A 14536-nucleotide genomic window follows, 5' to 3' on the forward strand; every position below is an offset into this window, starting at 1 on the left:
GACAGGGACGAAGTCCTCAAGATCAGCACGGAATCTGGCGGAGAAGGTTACAGGAAGTATTTGACGCGTGGACGCATCTGCGAATGGGCTCGTACTAAAGCGGAGCACGCTGGGGGATGCCACCGCAAAAAGGAGAGAGTCGATCTTTGGAGACGACAGTTTCATGCCGAAGCACGCGAACTTGGACGATGGCGACGTTCGTCTTTCACAAGGACGGCACGACGCACAGGGCGAGGATCGCTTCGTATGTTGAAACCAAGACATCCGGAAGGGACTTGCAACGGCAAAATAAAAGTCTAGACCGTACAAATTCTAGGGCCTAGGCGTTTTCGACGATTTACCCGGACACTAATACAAAAAAACGTTTCATAAACTTATATTGTATAAACCTAAAGGAGTGTGTTCATGAAACTCAAAACTTTACCCCTAACCGTTTTTGCTGTGGCTGCCTTGATTACCTCAGCCCATGCAACCCCTACCGTTTACGAAGCCGAAGAACAATCTGGTGTAGACACATCCGCCATTACTTCAGACGCCACCTATTCTTATTCTGGTGGAAAATACGTCCAAGTCAGCAAAGCCATGACATTTACTGTCCAAGTAGACGAAACGGCCATGTACGACATCGCCACCCAGGTACTCATTCACCAGTATGATTGGACAACTTCCGTCATTCTCGTGAATGGCGTTGAAGCAGGTTCCATGCTGACCACCCCGCGCACCTGCGACTCCGTATATACCATCACCGCATCTGCAAAAATGAAGGCCGGAGAAAATACGATTACAGTTGGCAACGGAGCCATCGGCGTTGACTATGTTTCCGTCGAACGTCACCCAGACCCTGTATTCAATATTTCATCTACGCCAGTCACCCCAGGCGCCACAGAAGCCGCATACAAAGTCCTGGATTTTCTGAAGGACAACTTTGGAACCAAGACCATCAGCGGCATGATGATCAGCGATCAAGTTTTCAATTATGACTACGGCAATATGAAGCTGTTGAAAGCCGGCGAATGCACTCCAGCAGATTCCTGCAAATACAGCGATGCAGAAGTCGCTTGGACCGGTCAAACAGACATTGCCGAATTTTATAACCGTAGCGGCCATTATCCCGCCATCGGCGGTTTCGACATGCTCTTTGCAGCAGGCGGTCGCCACGAAGAAGGCTGGTTTAAGGGCTACACCGAAAACAACCTCGTCATGACCGAAGAACTGTGGAACAAGGGCGGCATCCCGACATTCACATGGCACTGGAAGGTCGGCGAAGACACCATTTTCTACACCCAGGCAAACGGTTACAAGAATGCAGGTTGCACGGAAGGCGTCACAAAGACAGCCGACAACAACACTTGCTTCAATTACACGCTTGCATTCACCGACAGCACCTGTAAAGAAATCAACACTTCTTCCGAAGTCTACCAGAATATCGTCAACGACGTGGATATCGTTTCTAACTATTTCCTGCAACTGCAAGAAAAAGACATCGCCGTTGTATGGCGTCCGCTCCACGAAGCAAGCGGCGGATGGTTCTGGTGGGGCGTCGCCAGCGCAGAATGCTACGTCCAGCTTTACCGTTTAGTCTTTGACCGCATGGTGAATACGAATGGCGTAAAAAATTTGCTCTGGGTCTGGAACATCAACACGGATCCGACTTATGGTTACGATTACAGCGCTCTCAACGGGGCATGGTATCCAGGCGACGAATATGTCGACATTGTCGCAGTCGATATTTACGATCCCCTACTCAACCACAACTCTGGTGCCAATTATTACAACAAGATCATTAGCGAAGTCGGAACAAACAAATTAATTGCGTTGAGTGAAAACGGTGCAATTCCAGACATCGATAGCATTGCTGAAGACAAGGCTTATTGGAGCTATTGGATGACCTGGAGCCAAACCTGGAGCGGAAACTTCCTCGACAAGACGCCTACCGACATGTGGAAAAAGAATTTGGACGACGAACGCATTATCGCGCTTGACGACATGCCGGGTTGGGCAGATTATAACGTCAGCATTTCCCCGGCAAGCAAAGTCCGCAGCTCTGCAGTCACGCTTTCGCAGCAAGGACGTTCCTTGCAGCTCACAGTCCCGTCCCGTTCGAACGCAAGCCTCTTCTCGTTGCAAGGAAAGCTCGTGCAGAACATCGGCACGAACCTTTCTGCCGGAACGCACACAGTCCAGCTTTCTAAAATTCCGCAAGGCGTTTACATTGTCCGCGTAAACGGTGCAAACTTTAGCGCTACTCAAAAGATTCTCATCCGCTAAGCAAAACACCCAAGTTTTAACAGAAAAGGCTCCCTCGCGGGAGCCTTTTGCTTTTACAGTAAACTGCACGCTTCGCAAACGAAAGCCGCCGCGAGCCGAGTGGAGAGGCGAATGCCTTGCGCGACCTGTGCAGTAGAGTCCCGCTTTGAACAAAAGTTTTTCTTTCAAAACAAGAACCTTTCAGTCGCGAATGGCGTCCGAATCGGAACGAGCTCAGCGTTCTCGGAGGCGCATGAGCGAAGCGAATGAAAGCCGACTGGTCTAAGCTCTTGATCGCTGAGCGAGCAAAGCGAGCCGAGTGGAGAGTCGGATGCCTTGCGCGACCTGCGCGGTAGAGTCCCGCTTTGAACTAGAACTTTAGATCATCGTCGCACTGAAGGTCGCATTGCAAACGACCTGATCACCACAGCGAATTTCGCCCGTAAAGAACAAAATACCGCGACGCATCTTATCGAGCGAAACACGCACATCGAGAGTATCACCTGGACGCACCGGACGACGGAAACGGCAAGCATCCACGCCCATAAACGCCGGGCGCTTCCCCGCGCATTCCGTCTCGTAGCGAAGACCGGCAAGAATCGCACCTGCCTGAGCCATCGTCTCAATCTGGATCACGCCAGGCATCACCGGTTCTCCCGGGAAATGTCCCTGAAAGAACGGTTCGTTAAAAGACACATTCTTTTGAGCCACAATCGTCGGCACTTCCGCCTCAAGATCCATCGAAAGGACCTGGTCAATATACAGGAACGGATAGCGATGCGGCAAGATCTGAAGAATCGCCGCATAATCGTAAAGAACGCCCGGCTTAGTCGACTTGGGGAGTGTATCTGTAAGCATATTCTAGAATCCTCTCTAGCAATTTGCGGTGGGCAAGATGCCCACCATTGTGAATCCTAATTCGTAATCTAGGTAAAAAAGGCGCTGGAAGGGCAATATCCCCAATCAAATCGAGGATTTTATGCATCACCGGTTCATTCGGCATCCGGAACTTTTCTCCAGCCACCACTGAAGTCTTGCCATTTTCTTCGCAAAGCAAAAGTCCACAACTGCCATCGACACCGGCAAGAAGCCCTTCGGCACGAGCCTTTTCAAAATCATCTTCAAAAATAAAAGTGCGCGCCGGGAAAAGCTTCACCAGGTCTTCCGCTTCATAGATTTCCACATAAGCATCATCCGCATAGGAACCATGTGAAATCGAATATTCTATTTCCAAGGAATCCGCCGGGCTCACTTCCATAAAGCCGTAGCCCCAGTCAAAACGTTCGCGGATCGGAGCGTCATAAAATACAAGATCCTGCGGAAGCCCAGCAATCTTTCGAACCGCTTCATACCACGGATACGCACTTCCATCCAAAATCGGAAGTTCCTTTGACAGCGCCCGAATTTCAAAGTACGACTGCGGATACATCAAAAGGACTGGCGTCAAATGTTCAAAAGTCGCAAGCGAAGAATCCGCATTTTTACGGAGACCGGTCGAACGTTCCGAAAAGAATTCCAAACGTTTGAACGAATCCAAATCCACCGTCGTCCAAAGGCTTTCGCCCGAACTGGCAAACCATTCCATTTTCGGATGGCGTGCACGGTCGCACAGGATTTTTACAGCGGCACATTCACTCGACAAGGAAGGTCCCTGCACTTCCGTTTCAAAGATTGTCTTTTTCATTTGTGCAAAGTCCCCTGCAGCGGATCGATTCCGTAGAGCATAAAGGCCGCAATCTGATGCGGATGGTGAATTTCCCCGGAACGCATTTTTTCGATGACCGTTTCCGTCGAATACAAGAGCGTTTCTATTTCTTCGCCCATATCAAAATGCGTATTACCCTGCGGTTCGACACCCGTCGCACGCACCACAAAAAAACGTCCTCGGTGACGGTCCGGATTCATCGGAAGTTCTGCAAGATATTCAAACTTCCCACCTGCATAAGCACATTCTTCTTGCAATTCACGCTTGGCCGCTTCAAGCGGAGACTCTCCCGCATCCACAATTCCTGCCGGGAATTCTAACGCTATCTTTCCTGTGCCGTGGCGGTACTGATGTTCCATAATCCATGCGCCATTTTTCGTCTGCGCAAGGATCAGCACCCAGTCCGGTTGCCAGAGCGTATAAAAATCCGGGATGACTTTTCCATTCGGAAGTTCACAGACTTCCTCTTCGACTTTCAAAAAACGCGTATCGAGCAGCGACTTTGAAGAAATCGTTTTCCAAGACTTCAAATTTTTAGGCATCCAACTTCAACCGGTTAGAACGTGGAATACGGATCGAAAAGCGAATCATCAAAGCGGATATTTGTGTATGTATAATGGAATTCCTTTTCAAGAAGGTACAGGGCAAGTTCCTTCGTCGACCATTCCTTCTTCATCCCGATACTTTCAAGGCCCTTTGTCACAAGCGGGAGCGTCGCCTTCACATTGAGCTTCCAGCTGATATCGTCCCACGCAAAGATGATGACCGGAACCTTCGGGCTCGTCGCAAGGCCTACACTGCCGCGGTCCTTTTTGATTTCGAACGGTCCAAGCTTCAAATTCGTCATACGGCGGATCACGCCTTGCTTACCCGCCAAAAGCGAGAGCATGCGGTAATCTTTGTTCATATTCGGATCCCAGGCACGTTCCCGGTCATAAATGCGGTAAACCAAAACGGCGAGCATTTCACCGAGCGGTAACTGTTCCACCTGTTCCGCAGGCATTTCCTTTGCATAGCGCTGAAGCGTATCGGCAAAGAACACAGACGTATCCGTCAAAAACACGAGAAGCGATTCCGGGGGAACATTCGCTTCCACCTTTGCGATAAAGTCCGCATAGGTCTGTTCCAGCATGAGCTGCTTCTGTTCCGTCGTCTGCTCGTAAGTCACAGCGTCGGACGTCTGAGCGGCTGTATGGCCAACACATGCGGAAAGCAGGGCAAGAGAGAGCGTGCAAAGAACAAAAACGAGCTTCTTTGCGCCGAATGTTATATTTTTCTTGTGATGCATCGCGATACCTATTTACAAATGCCGTTAAACGAACTCCTCCGAGCCTGCAAAGTTTCGGGTTTCCAAGGAGGCGGCCCAGGCGGACAATTCCGCAACAAGACGAATTCCGGAGTCGATCTTCGGCTATCCGTCTTTAATTTAGCAATCAAATCCTGTGAAAGCCGGAGCGCAAACGAGAACAAGGTGCATGCGCTGCACCGATTGAGGCTCGCCATCGCTCTGAACGTGCGAGAAGCTCCCAAAGACCCGAGCGTTCTCAAGTTTCCCGGCAGCATGGGACACATTCAGCCGTCTAACGCCGCCTATCCGCAGTTTATTGCGGACGTTTTGGACTTTGTCGCCGCCAACGGAGGCGACACCAAGGAAGCGGCTAGAGCCTTTGACCTTACACCCTCAGCACTCACCAAAATTCTCCATGCCGACAAAGCGATTCTCGCCAAGATCCAGGAACTCCGTCGAGCAGGGGGAAAGCCGGATCTAAGAAGATAGCCGCATTTTAAGGACAGATAAAATGAAGTTCAAGCATTACATACAAATTCTCTTTCTCGCCATTCTCGCCAGCATCGGATTTGCAAGTGCAAAGACCGCCGCCTGGATTACCCTCGAAGGTGACGTCGACCCCGGTATGTACGATTACACCGCCCGCGCGATCGGCGAAGCTGTGCAAAAGAATCCCGATTACATCATCTTCGACATCAACACGTTCGGCGGACGCCTCGACGCAGCCTTCGACATCGTCGACACGATCATGGGAATCCGCGAAGCCAAAACGGTCGCCTTCGTCTCCAAAAAAGCGATTAGCGCAGGCGCCCTCATAGCCCTTTCAAGCAAAGAGCTTTACATGCTCCCCGGCACGACCATCGGTGACTGCGCCCCTATCGTGCAGAACAGCGACGGCACTCCGCAAATCATCGGCGAAAAAATACAGTCACCACTCCGCGCCAAGTTCCGGAACCTCGCCCAAAAGAACGGCTACCCGGAGCTGCTTTCGACCGCTATGGTTTCGCCCGATCTTTCCGTATACGAACTTACGCACAAAGATTCGACCATCGCCGTGGACGCGGCCAAATACGCCAAATGGAGCAAAGAAGACAAAGACTTCTGGGGAACGCCCAAGGTTCTCGTAGACTCCGGCGAGCTTTTGACCATGACCGATGAAGAAGCCGTCGCTCTGCACTTTTCCAAAGGCACTCCGCAAAACCGCGCCGAATTTGAAAAGACGCTTTCGATTGAACAAGTTCACGAAATCGAAATTACCTGGGGTGAACGTTTTGTGCGCTTCATCGCGGGCATTTCCGGCATCCTTTTGATTCTCGGATTCGGAGCCCTGTACATTGAATTCAAAACTCCGGGATTCGGCATTTTCGGCATCATTGGCATTGTGCTACTCGCAACCGTATTCCTAGGGCAGTACGCCAACCACATCGGCGAATATCTGCCGCTGATCCTGCTTGTGGTAGGCATTCTTCTGTTTGTTGTCGAAATCTTGATTTTACCGGGAACCTTTATTTTCGGCATTTCGGGCATCGTGTGCATGGGGCTTGCGATTGCGTTTACGTTCGACTTTAGCCAACTGCCGTCGTTCATGCCGGGAGTAGAAGAAGCCGAGCCGTCGCTCATGCCGATTATTTTGTACGTCACCGGGTGCGCTTTGATTGCGGCCATCTTCCCCATCGCTGCCTCCAAATATTTGATTCCGCTTTTACCGGAAGGCTGGACGCCGATGCTCAAAACGGATCTGGAAGAAGCGAAGTCCCCGACCGAAGACATCGTCGCCATCGAAGTCGGCGAAATCGGCAAGGCAGAAACGCCTCTCCGTCCGGTCGGCCACGCACGTTTCAAGAACAAGTCCTTTGATGTACAGACCAAGGGAGAAATGATAAACGCAGGCGAAACCGTCTGCGTTACCGAAATCATCGATGGAAGAATTTGGGTCGAAAAATCAGAACGACTTTCCGTATCCTAAGACTTCGCGGACCTTGTCCATGTGTTCTCGGGCGATCGGGCGAGCCTTTTCCGCACCCGCGTGAAGGATCTCGTCAATACGGTCCGGATGGGCCATCAAATCGTTGTACTTTTCACGGGCTTCGCCGAACGTACGTTCAAGAACACGCTGCAGTTCGCCCTTTGCATAGCCCCAACCCATGCCGCCAGCACGGTAGGTTTCAGCGAGAGCTGCCGTTTCTTCCGGTGTTGCAAAAAGCTTGAACAAATTAAACACGTTGCAAGTGTCCGGATCCTTTGCAGCTTCCAGCGGAAGGCTGTTCGTCACGATCTTGTTCACCTTTTTCTTGCGAGCCTTTTCATCGAGGAAAAGTTCAATCGTGTTGTCGTAAGATTTGCTCATTTTGCGTCCGTCGAGGCCAGGAATCACATCCGTCGTTTCCTGAATAAGAGGTTCCGGGACCACGAAAACGTCCTTGCCCATCTGCTTGTTGAAACGGATGGCGACGTCACGGGCGAATTCCACGTGCTGCTTTTGATCTTTACCGACAGGAACCACATCTGCGTTAAACATCAAGATATCGGCGTCCATCAGGCACGGATAGCAATAAAGTCCCATGTTCACGTTCGTATCGAGATCTTCGCCGTTTGCGCGGTTCGCTTCGACCTTTGCCTTGTAAGCGTGGGCGCGATTCATGAATCCCTTCGGAGTGAAGCAACTCAAAGCCCAGCTCAATTCAAAGATTTCTGGAATATCGCTCTGCTTGTAGAAAAGGCCCTTTTCCGGATCGAGACCGCAGGCAAGCCATGTTGCTGCGACCTTGTGAATGTTGTCTGCCATTTCCTTTCCGTCATGCACAGTGGTCAAAGCATGATAGTCTGCAATGAAGTAGACTGTATCGTAATCTTTAGCGAGTTCAAGGGCCGGGCGGATTGCACCCAGATAATTGCCGAGATGCGGCGTTCCAGTAGGCTTAATGCCGGTAAGAGAAATCTTTTTCATATCCGCAAATTTAGAAAAGCGGAGCAATTCTGTTAGGGAATGGAATCGAAAAGGGTGGAATCATAAGTATCCACATCGCCGGCGTCCATTTTCATCATGTTCTAAGTCTTTTCGTTGCGACCTTTTTCCGCCGCCATCTTTTCGCTGTCCCCGGAAGACGTCTGGAACAAGGTTTGATTTTCAAGGCTTTCGTAAACTGACGAATTTTTGAGTCCCGAAAGCAAACTGCATCCACAAAACCCCAAAGCAATCACTTGCCCAAAAAGCCAAACCCGTTTCATGCACGCAAATATAAAAAGTACAACACTCAACGTACTTCCAGATAGGCATCCAATTCACCATCCAAAAGATTCCGGAAAGAGTAGACAAAAAGAACGCTCGCAATTGTATCCAAAATTTTTCATCTCATTTTCCCCGCTATCTTCGTCTTATAAAGTGTATGAAACAAGAAAAGCCAATAAAACAGAAACGCAAGAATCCGATTCCGGAACAGTTACAGGGTCAAATCTACATGGACCCTAAATATGACACCGCTTTCAAGGAACTCTTCGATAGCAAAGAGGCTCTCAAAGATTTTTTGGACGGAGTTCTCGAATTAGAAGGCGACGAGAAAATCAAGAATCTCTCCTTTTCTTTCGACAAGACCATATCCATGTATTCCGCCCAAAGCAAAAAAGTTATCCTAGACATTTTTGCAACAACAGGAAGCGGGCGCTTTCTAGACATCGAAATGCAGAAAGCGGAACACGATTATTTGATTGATAGAGCCGTTTTATACAAGGCATTTCTCATCATCAAAGGAAAACAGGAAATGGACCGTTCCGAAGAATTTTTAGCACTTCCCAAAGATGCTCGCAAAAGCAAGCGCTACGAGCTTCCCGAGACAATATCCATATGGATCTGTGACTTCGACCTTCCGGCTTCCAAAGGAGAGTACATAGACGAATGGGCTCTCTATAATCGCAACTCTTTGAAATCCGGCAACCTAACACCTATCTTTAATAAAAATAGGTATATTATGATTAGTCTCCCCAACTTCAAAAAATCTATTGGCGAAGTCAATGGGACCATGGACGCCTGGCTATATTTGCTAAATCATGCCGGTGATGGCAAAGAACTACCTCGATTCGGCAATAAAGTCCTTGGGAGCGCCCTAGAACGGATAAGAATTGAAAACGCAAACGATGAACTTTTAACAAGGCAGGCTAAAGATATGATCACACAAGATGAAATCGATACACGGCTTGCCGGTGGAATGATTCGCGCCAAAGCACAGGGACTTGCGGAAGGACGCGCAGAAGGGCTTGCGGAAGGACGCGCACAAAGCCTTAGCGAAGCCCTCGATATTCTACAAGGCATGAATTTGCCCCCAGAGCAAATCTCCATTTTTAAGGCCAAACTGGAAGCCAAACAGCCCTAATCGAAAAAAATCACCGTAGAAAAGCCTCCCTTTCGGGAGGCTTTCTTTTCCCTAGTAAGAAATCCAATAGACAATCTGTCATCAATTTTAAGTATTCGGGGATCTAGAACCTACGGAGGTTCTAGCTCAACTTGTACTTGCGATGCAAATTGTGATAACTTGAACACAGCTACATATAATAATTGGGAAAGCAGCCCTTCTTATTGTTTCTATCGAACATCAAAACCAAGTTACATCAATTCTTCGGGTGCATGCGTAATAAAGGTCAATGGAGTAGCGATTTCAGTCGGCCTTGTAAAAGACTATGCTGATGCTTCGGAATACTACATTGAACTAACAGGGTCAAGTTGTTGGGCAAATATTCCGTAGCCTTTTTTAGCTGTAATCCGCCCCATCCGATCTAACCTGTTCCACAGATTGGTAAGAATGGAGATAATGAAAAAGTCCCTAAATGTCCTGGGGCTTTGATTGTTTAAGGGTAAAGGGAAGGCTCCCCTTGAGTGGGGTGCCTATACGCTTTTTAAAGTAATGCTACCAGTTATTGAATTTCCATTTTATCTTCTTTTCTGGCTGTAAATACACAGTACAGGGGCCGCCAACATCGACACTTTTCCAATCTTTACAAGGATGGGAAATAGATGTCGTTGTTCCATCACACTTCATAATATTGACCGTAACCGGAGTTTCCGGAGCCCACCAACATCCAATCTGAACGCTTGATGCACCATCCATTGTGTACTTGGTACACGAATTGGCGTTATCTTCACGTTCGGTCTCTTTCGCTATTGCGGTAGAGTTCCCTGCATTACAGGGGAAGCTAGAACCTGCGGTAAACTCCACACTGCAAGCGTGTGTAACATCGCCTACAGAATTAGTAAGGCGAACAGTATACGATTTGCTTGTTCCGTCTGTCGTTACAGTATTATCCGTAAAGGAAGGCAAAGCTCCACTTGTATAGCTATTACCGCTAACACTGATATCGTTATCACCTGTAATCGTATAATAACAATAACTACCGCCCTCATCACAACCTGTAACATCGCCTAAGCTAAGGGATACATTGTTCGAGGCTCCAATTGTAGCCCTAGCAGAGGAAGGGCATGCAAATGTCGGAGCGACTCTCTCCACCGTAACCGTCTGAGAACAGGAATCCGTTCCGTATTCCCCACTAGTCACGCCATAAGTATATGTATAGGTTCCCACAGCGGTCGGAGTCACACTATAAGAGGACTGACAAGCTGGTGGAGAAGAAAGTCCGCTTCCATCGTTTGGATCCGCCGTAAATGTAGACCAATAGCAGTTACCGGGGTATGTCGTAGTAAACGTGAAATTTTCGCCCAAGCCAATAGTTGTAGAATTTACTGAACAGCCTACAGGTTCAGCTACCGTAATCGTATGAGAGCAGATAACCGCGTTATTATACATCACATGGAATGTATAACTCCCTTCCGACAGTTTTCCCAAAGAGGCAAGATTCGAAACATTCTGCCAGTTAGAGATCGAATCTTCGCCTAATGACGTAGAACCGTTATACACATTGACTATATAAGTTTTGTCTTCAGATACATTATTTTTTCCTATAAAATACAGGTCATTCGTCGTATAGAATTCATCGCCTCCGCTAATGTCATAGTTATGGGTGGAAATTCCGCACGTGATAGCTAGACTCTTTACACTTGAGCTCGATTCCACCGTAGCCGAAGAGCTCGAATTTTCAGAACTAGAGCTCGAATTAGGCGTTTCCACTTCCAGTTCCGCCTGGCACGTATTCGAAGTCTGTCCACCATACGAAAGCGTCAGCGCATAGGAATATGTTCCCGCAGCTGTCGGCGGAGTCAACGAATTGTTCGCAAAGTTCGTCGTGTTTGTCGAGCCAGACACCGTCTTATTCGAAATCACATTTCCCAAATTGTCCGTCACACTGAGCGTATAGTTATACGTAACACCCGAAACATTCGAAATGCTCGCCGAGAAGGAGCCTGCGCTGGTTACGGAGCATTCCGAAATGGTTGGCGTTTCCGATTCCGACACGGTAAACGAGTAAGTACAGCCCGAAAGGTTCGACGGGTTCGTCGGGGTAAGCGTATAGGTATATTCACCAGCCGCAAGCGGGTGCGCCGCCGTATTCTCCAAGCCCGAAGGACTCCAAGAAGATACCTCCGAACCCGTATAGAAGGAACCTTCTGCATCTTCCGAAACATCCGGTCCCGTCAAATTCACGGTGTAAGTACAAGTACCTGCCGGGCAATTGTTGAACGCATACGTCAAGGAAGGTATCGAACCCGATCCCGCTTGAGCCGCTGTCGCAGAAATATAGCACACAAGATTTGTCGGATAAAGCGTCGTCGAAGCATTGCACGAGACCGTTTCATGTTCACTTTGCGCAGAAATCGTAAAGTTATAGGTCGTTTCCGTAACAAGGCTCGAATAGACATCGTCCGACACGCTGAATGTAGCAGGAGATGTCGTCGGGCAATCCAAATTTTGCGTTTCAGCCGAAACAAAGTCTCCGCTGATCGAGCATCCATTCGTCTTTGCCGAAGTCGCATTCGAAATGCTTGCGCTGAATTCCCAAGACGTTCCATTATACGTCACAGCACAATCCGAAATATTCAACGCATTCGTGCAAGTCGTCCCTGCGCCGACAAGAGTAAAGGACCTTGTCCCGCTCACGACAATCCCTGTCACCTTTTGGGCATCGAAAGATTCCACCGCATAGGTTTCCGCATCTGCAGAGGAACTTGCATTGGTCGCAAGCAATGTGTTGGCGTCAAAATTGACGGTTCCCGTTTTCGTCGTACGAATCGGCAAGCTTCGATTTTCATTTTCATCGATAAATCGTACAGTCACCGTCGCGCCGTTCGAATTATCGAGCACAAGGTAAAGCTTGGAATCACGCACATTGACCGTTGCCGAATTGACCACCGACACAACGGTTTCCGAATTCGCCGAAACATTCAAATTCGAAGCGTCAAAAGTCACATTTTCGGAACATGCTTTGACATTCCCCACATAGAAGGTACCGCAACGCGCAATTCCCGCCGTATAAGAGGCGTATTTTGCTTTGGAATGGTAACGGAGCGTCTGGTCCGGACAATAGATCTTTACACCGGCATCATAGAAATGACCCGTGTAATCTTCAGTAACCCAAGACCCAGTCCACCAGTTATAATAGCGATACGCAGTCTTTGTACCTTCATAGCCATACATCCCTTCCGTATTGAAGTTATAGCCATTATACAGCCAATAATATTCCTTGCCGTCTCGGTAATATTCGCCATAAACAGAGTTGGTCGTCTTCGAAGCAGTATTTCTTCCGCCATAAGAACTAGAATATTCATTGTAGAAGTAGAGCGGAGTACAGTTCTTCTTTTGGAACCAAGAAGAAAGTCCCACCCACGGAACCACGCTCGTATCCTTCGGCACAATACCACCTAGATAGTTCGCCTTAAAGGAACAACTCGCCGTCGGGTATGTTTCCCAGCAGGAATCCGCATAAGCCGCGCTCTTCCAACCGATGTCATAGATTTTGAACGCTTCATCGCCAAGCTTAAAACCTAAATATTCATGATCCAGATCGTTCCAAGTCGTGCCAAAGAGGTCGCTCAAATCAAAACTCGTCGCCACCTGTTTGGTATTCGAACTTTCATACCCGCCAAAGCCGACTTCCATGGAAACATTAAGCGCAGAGCTTGTCGGTGTCGAAGTCAGGCTTGTTTTCGAAGCAGCCTGAGCTAACTCGACCGTCATCAAAATCATCGTCTGAGTCGAAATCGAAACCGTATTGCTGTCTGCATCCTTCATCACGCGATCTACGCAATTTCCTAAGGAAGTCAATTGGCGAGAAGTCGATTTGCAAAGGCGGGCATGCAAAATTCCATCGCTTCCAGATCCAAAGACATTCAGCATAAAGTAGTTCGTGGCATTGTCGTTGGAGCGGATTACAAAGCCGGAATTCAATCCCGATTTGGAATCTTCATTTTCACCGATTACCTGGGTCTGGAACATCGTTTTTAACGAGCCCGTTGCACCGGCCTGATTCGTGCTCATAATGAACGCTGCGGAATCCACATCCGAACCACCGATCAAAGAAATCCGGCTGTCCGCAACTTCAATGTGTCCCGAAGCTTCCTGGTTCATCAAGAGCCACTTGGCCGTAGCCGCATGGCCACCATCCGTAACAGAACAGTTGGACCCGTTCTTTAGGCAATTATCCACGCAGTAATACTGACCACTCGAACAAGACGTTCCCGTTGTATCGAAAGAATCATAGAAGCAATGCTTATCATTTTCACCAAAGTAAGCGGTGACCGAATTATTTGAAGTAATCAGCATGTAAAGCGGGTTGCCCGATTCCGTCGGATTCGTGCAATCATCGCCTGCACATCTCCAATAGGAGAATTCCTCGTCATGGTCATCGTCCACTTCGAGCTTTACGTAATAACCGGCATAGACCGTAATATCGCAACCGTTTGTTTCATCCGAGCATTCATAATCCGCTGTCGATTTGAATTCCCCGCTGATCGTTGACGTATAGACATTGACCGAAGTCGGATTCGTTCCGCCCAAATTCACATGCAACGTATAAGGCTTGCGCTTTAATTCTGCATACAGGGTATAGGTTTCATCATTTTTCGGAGCCGCAATCGAGTTATCTTCTGTCGGCAAATAAAGGTCGCAATATTCATCCGGATATCCCGAAGCCGATTTGAGCGAAATAGCATTGCTCAATCCGCAAACCCACTGATGGTTCACAGCCGTCGTGCGGCAGTTCATTCCCGACGCCTTCACCCAGACATCGCTGCTATTGACCAAAGCATCGCAATTCGGGCGACTCTTTACCCGATCATATTCGCTATTTGCCGGGCAATTTTCTTCGTGATTAGAACAATATTCTTCAAGGCCAGACCGGATTACCGTCGCCACGCC

At 48.6% G+C, this 14536-nt stretch carries 10 protein-coding genes; 4 read left to right on the top strand and 6 right to left on the bottom strand.

Annotation, left to right across the window (positions count from 1 at the left end; translation table 11 throughout):
- Positions 1-405: 405 nt before the first annotated feature.
- Entirely contained in the window at positions 406-2268 is a 1863-nt protein-coding gene (locus MR847_RS04825) for a glycosyl hydrolase (RefSeq protein ID WP_287723093.1), read from the top strand.
- Positions 2269-2625: 357 nt separating this feature from the next.
- Here the strand turns inward: MR847_RS04825 and fabZ are convergent, their stop codons facing one another.
- The 4 genes from fabZ to MR847_RS04845 are packed head-to-tail and all read right to left on the bottom strand — an operon-like array spanning position 2626 to position 5240.
- Positions 2626-3105: a 3-hydroxyacyl-ACP dehydratase FabZ gene (gene fabZ, locus MR847_RS04830; RefSeq protein ID WP_100426079.1), complete on the bottom strand. Its 480-nt coding sequence runs from the start codon at positions 3103-3105 to the stop codon at positions 2626-2628.
- Complete coding sequence (locus tag MR847_RS04835; protein ID WP_287723094.1) at positions 3074-3931, bottom strand: UDP-3-O-acyl-N-acetylglucosamine deacetylase; 858 nt, start codon at positions 3929-3931, stop codon at positions 3074-3076. Before MR847_RS04835 ends, fabZ begins: the two co-directional genes overlap by 32 nt.
- Positions 3928-4494: an NUDIX hydrolase gene (locus MR847_RS04840; RefSeq protein WP_287723095.1), complete on the bottom strand. Its 567-nt coding sequence runs from the start codon at positions 4492-4494 to the stop codon at positions 3928-3930. The genes MR847_RS04835 and MR847_RS04840 overlap by 4 nt, the downstream gene beginning before the upstream one ends.
- A 14-nt stretch (positions 4495-4508) precedes the next feature.
- Entirely contained in the window at positions 4509-5240 is a 732-nt protein-coding gene (locus tag MR847_RS04845; RefSeq protein ID WP_100426076.1) for a hypothetical protein, read from the bottom strand.
- Positions 5241-5258: 18 nt separating this feature from the next.
- Here MR847_RS04845 and MR847_RS04850 point away from each other — a divergent pair, with 18 nt between their 5' ends.
- Positions 5259-5729 (top strand): peptide chain release factor, encoded by a 471-nt coding sequence (locus MR847_RS04850; protein WP_241899543.1) that lies wholly within the window; start codon positions 5259-5261, stop codon positions 5727-5729.
- A gap of 22 nt (positions 5730-5751) precedes the next feature.
- Positions 5752-7206 carry an NfeD family protein gene (locus MR847_RS04855; protein ID WP_287723096.1) on the top strand — a complete coding sequence of 485 codons (1455 nt, stop codon included), beginning with the start codon at positions 5752-5754 and terminating at the stop codon, positions 7204-7206.
- On the opposite strand, the gene trpS is transcribed toward MR847_RS04855, so the two are convergent.
- Entirely contained in the window at positions 7183-8187 is a 1005-nt protein-coding gene (gene trpS / locus MR847_RS04860) for a tryptophan--tRNA ligase (RefSeq protein WP_287723097.1), read from the bottom strand. The two genes, MR847_RS04855 and trpS, sit on opposite strands and share 24 nt — an antisense overlap.
- 439 nt (positions 8188-8626) lie before the next feature.
- Between trpS and MR847_RS04865 the strand changes: the two genes are divergently transcribed.
- On the top strand, positions 8627-9607 hold the full coding sequence (locus MR847_RS04865; protein ID WP_287723098.1) for an Rpn family recombination-promoting nuclease/putative transposase: 981 nt from the start codon (positions 8627-8629) through the stop codon (positions 9605-9607).
- 531 nt (positions 9608-10138) lie between these two features.
- On the opposite strand, the gene MR847_RS04870 is transcribed toward MR847_RS04865, so the two are convergent.
- Positions 10139-14383 carry a hypothetical protein gene (locus tag MR847_RS04870; RefSeq protein WP_287723099.1) on the bottom strand — a complete coding sequence of 1415 codons (4245 nt, stop codon included), beginning with the start codon at positions 14381-14383 and terminating at the stop codon, positions 10139-10141.
- Positions 14384-14536 lie beyond the last annotated feature (153 nt).

Source organism: Hallerella sp. (assembly GCF_022776125.1).
Classification (GTDB): Bacteria; Fibrobacterota; Fibrobacteria; order Fibrobacterales; family Fibrobacteraceae; genus Hallerella; species Hallerella succinigenes.

Bases quoted from the DNA above. Each gene is read 5' to 3' on its own strand.
- MR847_RS04825 (WP_287723093.1), top strand. From the start codon at position 406: ATGAAACTCAAAACTTTACCCCTAACCGTTTTTGCTGTGGCTGCCTTG.
- fabZ (WP_100426079.1), bottom strand. From the start codon at position 3,105: ATGCTTACAGATACACTCCCCAAGTCGACTAAGCCGGGCGTTCTTTAC.
- MR847_RS04835 (WP_287723094.1), bottom strand. From the start codon at position 3,931: ATGAAAAAGACAATCTTTGAAACGGAAGTGCAGGGACCTTCCTTGTCG.
- MR847_RS04840 (WP_287723095.1), bottom strand. From the start codon at position 4,494: ATGCCTAAAAATTTGAAGTCTTGGAAAACGATTTCTTCAAAGTCGCTG.
- MR847_RS04845 (WP_100426076.1), bottom strand. From the start codon at position 5,240: ATGCATCACAAGAAAAATATAACATTCGGCGCAAAGAAGCTCGTTTTT.
- MR847_RS04850 (WP_241899543.1), top strand. From the start codon at position 5,259: ATGCCGTTAAACGAACTCCTCCGAGCCTGCAAAGTTTCGGGTTTCCAA.
- MR847_RS04855 (WP_287723096.1), top strand. From the start codon at position 5,752: ATGAAGTTCAAGCATTACATACAAATTCTCTTTCTCGCCATTCTCGCC.
- trpS (WP_287723097.1), bottom strand. From the start codon at position 8,187: ATGAAAAAGATTTCTCTTACCGGCATTAAGCCTACTGGAACGCCGCAT.
- MR847_RS04865 (WP_287723098.1), top strand. From the start codon at position 8,627: ATGAAACAAGAAAAGCCAATAAAACAGAAACGCAAGAATCCGATTCCG.
- MR847_RS04870 (WP_287723099.1), bottom strand. From the start codon at position 14,383: ATGAACTGCCGCACGACGGCTGTGAACCATCAGTGGGTTTGCGGATTG.